Genomic DNA, 8559 nt, shown 5'->3' on the forward strand with positions numbered 1-8559 from the left:
CGTGAGGCCGGAGCCCCCCGCCGCGGCGGGGTCCTGCGGGTGGGGGTGACCGGCGGCGGATCGTCGGACTCCCTCGACCCGCACAGCCCCGCCACCAACCCGGACATCGCCCGCGTCGTCAGCCTCTACGAGCCCCTCGTGCGCTGGGACGACGACTACACGCTGCAGCCCGCCGTCGCCGCGTCCGTCCGCCCCGACCCCGGCGCCCGCAGCTGGACCGCGACCATCCGGCCCGGCATCACCTTCCACGACGGGCGCCCGGTGACCCCCGACGACGTCGTCGCGACCTTCCGGCGGATCACCGACCCGGCCGACCCCAAGTCCGGCGCCGCGCAGCTGGAGACGCTCACCGACGTCGTCGTGGTCGGCGACGACCGGGTCCGGTTCGTGCTCAGCGAGCCCGGGCCGGTGTTCGACCAGTACCTGGCCGAGTACAGCTGCGGGATCGTCCCGGCCGACTTCTCCGTCGACCGTCCGGTGGGTACGGGTGCGTTCCGGTTCGAGTCCTTCTCCCCCGGGCAGCAGAGCGCCTTCGTCCGCCACGACGGGTACTGGCGTCCGGACCAGCCCTGGGTCGACCGCCTGGAGCTGATCAACTTCAGCGAGGAGGACGCCCGGATCAACGCGCTGCTGTCCGGGCAGGTCGACGCGATCGACCAGGTACCGCTGTCGCTCACCGAGGTGGTCGGCGCCTACGACTCGATCTCCCTGCTCACCGCCGAGACCGGGAGCTGGCTGCCGTTCACCATGCGGGTCGACGCCCCGCCGTTCGACGACGTCCGGGTCCGGCAGGCGCTGCGGCTGGCCACCGGCCGCGGCGAGATGGTCGCCCAGGTGCTCTCCGGCCAGGGCGTCGCCGCGGGCGACCTCTACGGCCGCTTCGACCCCGACTACCTGGACCCGCGCCGGGAGCAGGACCTGGAGCGGGCGCGCGACCTGCTGGCCGCCGCCGGGAAGCCGAACCTGTCCCTGGAGCTCGTGACCTCACCGATCCAGGCGGGCTCGGTCGAGTCCGCCCAGGTGCTCGTCACCCAGGCCCGCGCCGCCGGCATCGACATCGGGCTGCGCCGGGTGGACACCTCCACCTTCTTCTCCGACCAGTACCTGCAGTGGGAGTTCGCGCAGAGCTTCTGGAACACCCGCAACTACCTGCCGCAGGCCGGGTCGTCGTCGCTTCCGGACTCGCCGTTCAACGAGACGCACTGGAACGATGCCGAGTACATCCGGATCGTCCGCCGGGCCCGCGCCGAGGTGGACACGGCCCGGCGCGGCGAGCTGGTCCGCCAGGCCCAGCGCATCGAGTACGACCGCGGCGGCTACCTCATCTGGGGCTTCCCGAACCGGGTGGACGCCCACCAGACCTACGTCGGCGGGCTCACGCCCAGCCGCACCGGGCTGTCGCTGTCCGGCTACGAGTTCCGGAAGGCATGGGTCGGCGCATGAGCCTCGTGACGAGAATGATCCTCCGGCGGCTGCTGGTGAGCGTCCTGGTCCTGTTCGTGGTGTCGCTGCTGGTCTTCGCGGCGACGCTGCTGCTGCCCGGCGACCCGGCTCGCGCCATCCTCGGTCAGCAGGCCACCCCGGAACGGGTCGCGGCGCTGACCGAGCAGCTCGGCCTCGACCGCCCGGTCTGGGAGCGCTACCTCGGCTGGCTCGGCGGTGTCCTCACCGGCGACCTCGGCTTCTCCGCCGCCACCCAGGGGCCGGTCACCGAGCTGCTCGGTGGCCGGATCACGGCGTCCGCGGTCCTGCTGGTGCTCACCGCGCTCGTCGCCACCCCGGTGGCCCTGGCGCTGGGCGCCTGGGCCGCGGTCCGTCGCGGCACCCGCACCGACTCCGCGCTGTCGGGCACCAGCCTGGTCCTGGCCGCGCTGCCCGAGTTCGTCATCGGTGTGCTGCTCGTCGTGCTGTTCGCGACCTCGGTGCTGCAGGTCCTGCCGTCGGTCACGATCGCCCGCCCCGGCGAGCCCGTGTGGACCCGCCCCGGGCAGCTCGTGCTGCCGGTGCTGACCCTGGCGCTGGTCGTGATCCCCTACGTCGTCCGGATGACCCGGGCGACGCTGTCGGAGACCTTCGACACCGGGTTCGTCGAGATGGCCCGGCTCAAGGGGCTGCCCGAGCGCACGGTGCTGCTGCGCCACGCCGTCCCGCACACGATCGGGCCGGTCGCGCAGGTGCTGGCACTGCAGCTGGCGTGGCTGGCCGGCGGCGTCGTGGTCGTCGAGTTCCTGTTCCGCTACCCCGGCATCGGGCAGGCGCTGATCGACGCCGTCAACAACCGCGACGTGCAGGTGGTCCAGGCGATCTCGATGCTGATCGCCGCGTTCTACGTCGTGGTCAACCTGGCCGCCGACGTCGCCGGGATCGTGGCCGACCCGCGGATCCGTACCGCCGGAGGTATCCGATGAGCGTCACCAGTCCCCCCGTCACCTCCGGCACCGCGTCCGCACCGGCCGGACTCATCCGTCGTACCTTCCGGCGCCGCCAGGCCCGGATCGGCGCAGCGCTGACCCTGGTCGTCGTCGCCGTCGCCCTGCTCGGGCCGACGCTCGGCCCTCTGCTGACCGGCTTCGGCGTCGACGACTTCGCCGGCCGCCCGTTCAGCTCGGACGGTGTCGTCGGCACCGACGACCTCGGGCGCGACGTGGTCGCCCGCTTCCTCGCCGGTGGTGGGCCGGTCCTGCTCTACGCGCTCGCCGCGACCGCGCTGGGCCTGGTCGGCGGTGCGGTCGCCGGCATGCTGGCCGGATACTCCGGCGGCCGGCTCGACACCCTGATCATGCGGGGCGGCGACGTGCTGCTGTCGTTCCCGCAGCTGGTGCTGGCGCTGCTCGCGGTGGCCGTGCTCGGCTCGTCCGGCTGGCTGCTGGTGCTGGTCATCGGGATCTCGCACATCCCCCGGGTGGCCCGGGTCGCGCGGCAGGCCACGCTGTCGGTCGCCGGGCAGGACTACGTGCTGGCCGCCCGGATGTACGGCGTCCCGCGCCGCCGGATCCTCGGCACCGAGATCCTGCCGAACATCACCGGCCCGCTGATGGTGGAGCTGGGCCTGCGGTTGACCTACTCGATCGGCTACATCGCCTCGCTGTCGTTCCTCGGTCTCGGCGTGCAGCCGCCCGCCGCGGACTGGGGCCTGCAGATCAACGAGAACCGGATCGCGCTGATCGTCGCCCCCTGGGGCGTCCTGCTGCCCGTGCTGGCCATCGCGATCCTCACCGTCGGCACCAACATGATCACCGACGCCCTCGCCAAGGAGTCGGCCGACACCACCGGGGAGGGCGCATGACCGCCACCGCGACACCCACGATCGGCTGCACGGGCCTGCGCGTGTCCACCACCGGCGGGCGGGAGGTGCTGCACGGTGTCGACTACGCGGTCGCCCCGGGTGAGATCCTCGCGCTGGTCGGCGAGTCCGGCTCCGGGAAGACGACGGCGGCACTGGCCGCGCTCGGCCACTTCCGGACCGGGCTCGCGCACACCGGCGGCACCATGGCGTTCCACGGCCACACCGAGACCCACGACGACCTGCTCACCCTCGACCCGGTCACGCTGCGCGGGGTCCGCGGCCGGCTGGTCAGCTACGTGCCGCAGGACCCGGCGCTGTCGCTGAACCCGTTGCTGCGGGTCGGCACCCAGGTCGCCGAGGTGCTGGAGGCGCACTCCTGGGACGGCGACGTCACCGGCCGGGTCCGGGAGGTCCTCGCCGAGGTCGGCCTGCCCGACGACGACGCGTTCCTGGCCCGCTACCCGCACCAGCTCTCGGGCGGGCAGCAACAGCGGGTCGGGATCGCGGCCGCGTTCGCGAACCGGCCCGACGTCGTCGTGCTCGACGAGCCGACGACCGGGCTCGACGTCACCACCCAGGACCTCGTCCTGGACACCGTGCGGGAGCTGGTGACCCGCTCGGGAACGGCGGCGCTCTACATCACCCACGACCTCGCCGTCGTCGCCGGGCTGGCGGACCGGGTGGCGGTCATGCAGTCCGGGGAGGTCGTCGAGACCGGGCCGGTGGCCCGGGTGCTCACCGCACCCGAGCACCCGTACACGCGGGGCCTGATCGCCGCGGTGCCCGACCTGGACCGGCGTGTCGAGCGGGCACCGGTCCCGAGCGGCGACGCGGCCGGCGAGCCGGTGCTGCGGGTGTCCGGCGCCGGGAAGCGCTTCGGCGCGACCACCGTCCTCGACGGGGTGGACCTGGAACTGTGGCCGGGCGAGTGCCTGATGCTGCTGGGCGAGTCCGGCTCGGGGAAGACCACGCTGGCCCGCGGGCTGTCCGGGCTGCTGCCGCTGGACTCGGGGACGCTGACGCTCAAGGGCGAGGAGCTGGCCACCCCGCGGTCCCACGCCCAGCTGCGCAGCGTGCAGTACGTGTTCCAGAGCCCGTTCGCGTCGCTGAACCCGCGCCGGACCCTGGCCGGGTCGCTGGAGGTTCCGCTGCGCCACCTCACCGACGCCGACGCCGGCACCCGCCGGGCCCGGGTCCTGGACATGCTGCGCCAGGTACGGCTCGACGAGTCGTTCGCGGCGCGCTACCCGGGGTCGCTCTCGGGCGGCGAGCGACAGCGTGCGGCCATCGCGCGGGCCCTGGTCACCGCACCGGACGTGCTGGTGTGCGACGAGGTCACCTCGGCGCTGGACGTGTCGGTGCAGGCCGCGATCCTGGACCTGCTCGCCCTGGTCCGCCGCGAGCTGGGCACGGCGATGGTGTTCGTGACCCACAACATCGCCCTGGCCCGCGAGGTGGCCGACCGGATCGCGGTGCTGCAGGGCGGCCGGATCGTCGAGCAGGGCACCGTCGAGGAGGTCCTGTCGAACCCCGCGAACGACTACACCCGCGAGCTGCTGGCGCACACGCCGTCGATGGCGGCGGTCCGATGAGCGGAGGGATGAAGGGCACCGTCGCGCCCGGGTACTCCGCCGTCGCGGACGCCTTCGCCGCGGTGCTCGCCGGGAGCCGTGCCGGCGTCGCGTTCTCGGTGGTCCGCGACGGGGAGGTGCTCGTCGAGCTGCACGGCGGGCTCGCCGACCCCGCCACCGGACGGCCCTGGGAGGCGGACACGGTCGCGGTGCTGTTCTCCGGCACCAAGGGTCTGACCGCGGCCGCCTGCGCGGCGGTGTCCGACCGGCTGGAGCCGGACGCTCCGGTGGCCCGGTACTGGCCGGAGTTCGCTGCGGGCGGCAAGGAGCGCGTGACCGTCGGCCAGGTGCTCTCGCACACCGCCGGGCTGCTGTACCCCGACCCCGAGCCGGTCGGGGCCGACCGGTGGGACGACCGGGCGTGCGCCGCGGTGCTCGCCCGGCAGGAGCCGCTGTGGGAGCCGGGCACGGCGGTCGCCTACCACCCGACGACCTACGGGGCGATGACCGCGGAGCTGCTGGCGCGGGTCACCGGGCGGGACCCCCGTGCGGTCGTGCGCGACCTGGTCGCGCAGGTCCCCGGTGCCCGGGTGTTCCTGGGTGCGGCCCCGCCGGGACCGGCGCGGATCGTGCGCGACCCGGACTACCGGATCTCGACGTTCCTCACCGAGCCGCGGCGTCGACGACTCGTCGAACGGATGTACCGGATGCTGCTCGAGGAGCCGGACCTGCCGAACACGAGCGTCTACCACCGGTCCGGCGGTCTGGCCGGGGCCGGCCTGGCGAGCGCCCCGTCGATGGCCCGGTTCTACGCGGCGCTGTGCCCGTCGGGCCCGGCACCGGGGGTCGCCCCGGTACCGGCCGCGGCGCTGGCCCGGGCCACCCGGACCTGGTCGGAGGGGACCGACGCGGTCAACGACCGGCCGCTGCGGTTCGGCCTCGGCTTCGAGCTCGCCGACCCGATCGGGACCTACGGACCCGAGCCGGTCGCGTTCGGCCACTCCGGCGCGGGCGGCGGGCGGCACGGTGCCTGGCCCGAGCGGGGGCTCGGGTTCTCCTTCCTCACCAACGAGATGCGCGCCGAGGACGTCGACGACCGGGCGTCGAGCCTGCTGGCGGCGCTGCAGACCTGCGGGTGAGCTCCGACGCCGACGGGGGCGCCCGCTGTGCGGACGCGCCCGTCGGTGCGGTCGTGGCGCGCTCAGGCGAAGTCGAGCACGTCCGCGGCGTCGAGGCGGGGCAGCCGCGGGTGCCAGGCGTCCGGGCCGGGGTGGCCCAGGTTGACCACGAGCAGCGCGCGGTGCCGGCCGCCGGGGAAGAACTCCTCGGTGACGGCGTCGGCGTCGAAGCCGGCCATCGGGCCGGTGGCGAGACCGTGCGCGCGGGCGGCGAGCAGGACGTAGCCGATCTGCAGCGAGGCGTTGAACCGCGCCATCGGCTCGCGGCCCTCACGGCCCTGGGACTCCAGGCCCTCGCGGAAGCCGGGCTTGACCGGGAACGTGGTGTCCGAGTGCTCGTGGAAGTCGAGGTCCGCGGCCAGGATCGCGACGACCGGGGCGGCCTCGGACTTGGCCCGGTTGCCCTCGGCGAGCAGCGGCAGCAGGCGCTGCTTCCCCTCGTCGCTGCGGACGAAGGTCACGCGCAGCGGCTGGGTGTTGGCCGCGGTCGGCGGCCACTGGGCCAGGTCCCACACCGCGCGGAGCGTCTCGTCGGTGACGGGCTCGTCGGTGAAGGTGTTGGCGGTGCGGGCCTCGGTGAACAGGGCGGCGCGGCCGGCCTCGTCGAGGCGGGGCAGCAGCACCGGGGAAGCGGTCTCGGCAGTCACAGAAGGTAGAGCGTTCAACGACCTCTCCGGTATTCCGCTCCCGGCGATGATCCGGATCACCCGGTGGCGTGGACGCCCCAGCGCAGCACCTGGGACTCGCCGGGGACGAGCTCGATCAGGTCGGTGCCCGAGTTCAGCGCGTCCGGCGGGCAGGTCATCGGCTCGACCGCGATCGCCCGCGACGGCGTCACCGCTCCATCCGGGCCCTGGCGCGGGAAGTCCGACGGGGTGAAGACCTGCACCCAGCCGAACGCCGCGTCGGCCCACAGCTCGGTGCCGCCGCCGTCCCGGGACCCGACGCGGTGCCGGACCCGGCCGTCGGCGCCGCCGTCCGGGCCGTCGCCGGGGGTGCAGCCGCCGAACGCGCTGTCCAGGACCAGCCCGGCGAGCCGGGTCCGGGAGACCGCGCCGTCCAGCGGCCGCGCCGGGCCGTCCGGGAGCTGGTCGCGCAGCGGCAGCTCGGTCCGGGCGGACAGGGTCAGCTCCAGCTCGTCGGTCGGCACGTCACCGACCCGCAGGTACGGGTGGAAGCCGAGGCCGAACGGGACGGGCGCGTCCCCGAGGTTCTCCACGACCGTGGTGACGGTGAGCCCGTCGCGGCCGACGGCGTAGGTCACCGTGACCCGCACCGGCTGCGGCCAGCCGGGCTGCACCGGCGCGACGGCGGTCAGCGTGATCCGGTCCCCCGCCCGCTCCACCGGGGTCCAGGTCACGTGCCGCAGCAGGCCGTGGATGGCGTTGCCGGCGTCCGGCTCGGTCAACGCGAGCTGCCTGCGGGTCCCGCGGTGGGTCCAGGCGCCGCCGCGGACCCGGTTCGGCCAGGGCGCGAGCACCGCGCCGGAGCCCTTCGGCGGGCGGGCCGTGGGCGGGTGCGGCTCGACCCGGACCCGGCCGCCCTGGGAGAAACCGGCCAGCGCCGCCCCGACCTCGTCGACCTCGGCCCGGGAGTCGCCGCTGACGATCACGAACCGTTCACCGCACGCGTCCACGTCGGTGAGTCTCCGTGATCGCTCCGCTCAGCCGGCCAGCGGGGTGGCGCGGGCGGTGTCGGCGTCGCCGACGACCTCGACCGGGGCGGGCGGCCCCAGCTCGGCGACGGTGAACTCGACACCCGCGTCGCGGGCGAGCCCGACGACGTGCTCGTGGTGGGTGAACAGCAGCACCTGCGCGGTGGCGGCCAGCTCCCCCAGCACGGCGACGGCGGCGGCGCCGCGCTCGTCGTCGAAGGTCATGAGGACGTCGTCGAACACGACCGGCACCGTCGGCAGCCCGGCGGCGACCCGGTCGGCCTGCAGCTGCTCGATCCCGGCCAGGCGCAGCGCGAGGTGCACCTGGTCGGCGGTGCCCTCCGAGAGCCGGGTCGGGACGAGCTCCTCGCCGTCGGCGCGCACCGCGACCAGGCTCCGTCCGGCGCCGCCCGCGTCGGCCGGGGGCCGCAGCGCGACGAACCGGCCGCCGGTGAGGCGTTCGAGCACCACCCCGGCGCGGACCAGCAGCGGGGAGGCGTGGCTGCGCTCGTAGGCCTCCAGCTCGCGACGCAGGATCTCGCGCTGCAGGTGCAGCACCAGGTAGCGCTCCGCGGCGTCGGCGACGCCGGCCAGCTCGGACTGGGCGCGGGCGTGCAGCTCGGCGGCGCCCTCGGCCTCCTCCAGCTCGCGGCGCCGGGCCCGCAGCCCGCCCAGCTGCTCGCGCACCTCGTCCTGCTCCGCGCCGAGGTCGCGCTCATGGGCCTGCGCCCGGTCGAGCGCCTCGGTCAGCGCGCCGGGCTCGGTGTCCGGGGCCGCGGCGACCAGCTCGTCGGCGTCGAGGTCGGGGGCGGCGGCGGCCAGCAGGCGCTCCTGCTCGGCGATGCGGGTGTCGAGCCCGGCGACGTGCGC

General features: G+C 74.9%; 8 protein-coding genes. 5 read left to right on the forward strand and 3 right to left on the reverse strand.

Annotated elements, in window-relative coordinates; all coding sequences use genetic code 11:
- From NH602_RS25015 to NH602_RS25035, 5 genes are all read left to right on the forward strand, one after another.
- A partial coding sequence (locus NH602_RS25015) for an ABC transporter substrate-binding protein (RefSeq protein ID WP_253069070.1) occupies positions 1-1443 on the forward strand: 1443 nt, incomplete at its 5' end.
- A gap of 5 nt (positions 1444-1448) precedes the next feature.
- Entirely contained in the window at positions 1449-2408 is a 960-nt protein-coding gene (locus tag NH602_RS25020) for an ABC transporter permease (RefSeq protein ID WP_179762749.1), read from the forward strand.
- Positions 2405-3286 (forward strand): ABC transporter permease, encoded by an 882-nt coding sequence (locus NH602_RS25025; protein ID WP_246352627.1) that lies wholly within the window; start codon positions 2405-2407, stop codon positions 3284-3286. Before NH602_RS25020 ends, NH602_RS25025 begins: the two co-directional genes overlap by 4 nt.
- Positions 3283-4878, forward strand: a complete 1596-nt coding sequence (locus NH602_RS25030) for an ABC transporter ATP-binding protein (protein WP_179759910.1) — start codon at positions 3283-3285, stop codon at positions 4876-4878. Before NH602_RS25025 ends, NH602_RS25030 begins: the two co-directional genes overlap by 4 nt.
- Positions 4879-4886: 8 nt before the next feature.
- The gene (locus NH602_RS25035) at positions 4887-5996 is read left to right on the forward strand and encodes a serine hydrolase domain-containing protein (RefSeq protein ID WP_253069071.1); all 1110 of its coding nucleotides are present in this window, start codon (positions 4887-4889) and stop codon (positions 5994-5996) included.
- Positions 5997-6058: 62 nt separating this feature from the next.
- Here NH602_RS25035 and NH602_RS25040 read toward each other — a convergent pair whose 3' ends face one another.
- The 3 genes from NH602_RS25040 to NH602_RS25050 form a co-directional block, all read right to left on the reverse strand.
- Positions 6059-6682 carry a malonic semialdehyde reductase gene (locus NH602_RS25040; protein WP_374210261.1) on the reverse strand — a complete coding sequence of 208 codons (624 nt, stop codon included), beginning with the start codon at positions 6680-6682 and terminating at the stop codon, positions 6059-6061.
- 56 nt (positions 6683-6738) lie between these two features.
- On the reverse strand, positions 6739-7671 hold the full coding sequence (locus tag NH602_RS25045) for an aldose 1-epimerase family protein (RefSeq protein WP_100877823.1): 933 nt from the start codon (positions 7669-7671) through the stop codon (positions 6739-6741).
- Positions 7672-7698: 27 nt separating this feature from the next.
- Positions 7699-8559, reverse strand: an 861-nt coding sequence (locus NH602_RS25050; RefSeq protein WP_253069072.1) for an ATP-binding protein, incomplete at its 5' end; no start/stop codon positions are given.

The organism is Pseudonocardia sp. McavD-2-B (assembly GCF_024124365.1).
GTDB classification, from domain to species: domain Bacteria; phylum Actinomycetota; class Actinomycetes; order Mycobacteriales; family Pseudonocardiaceae; genus Pseudonocardia; species Pseudonocardia alni.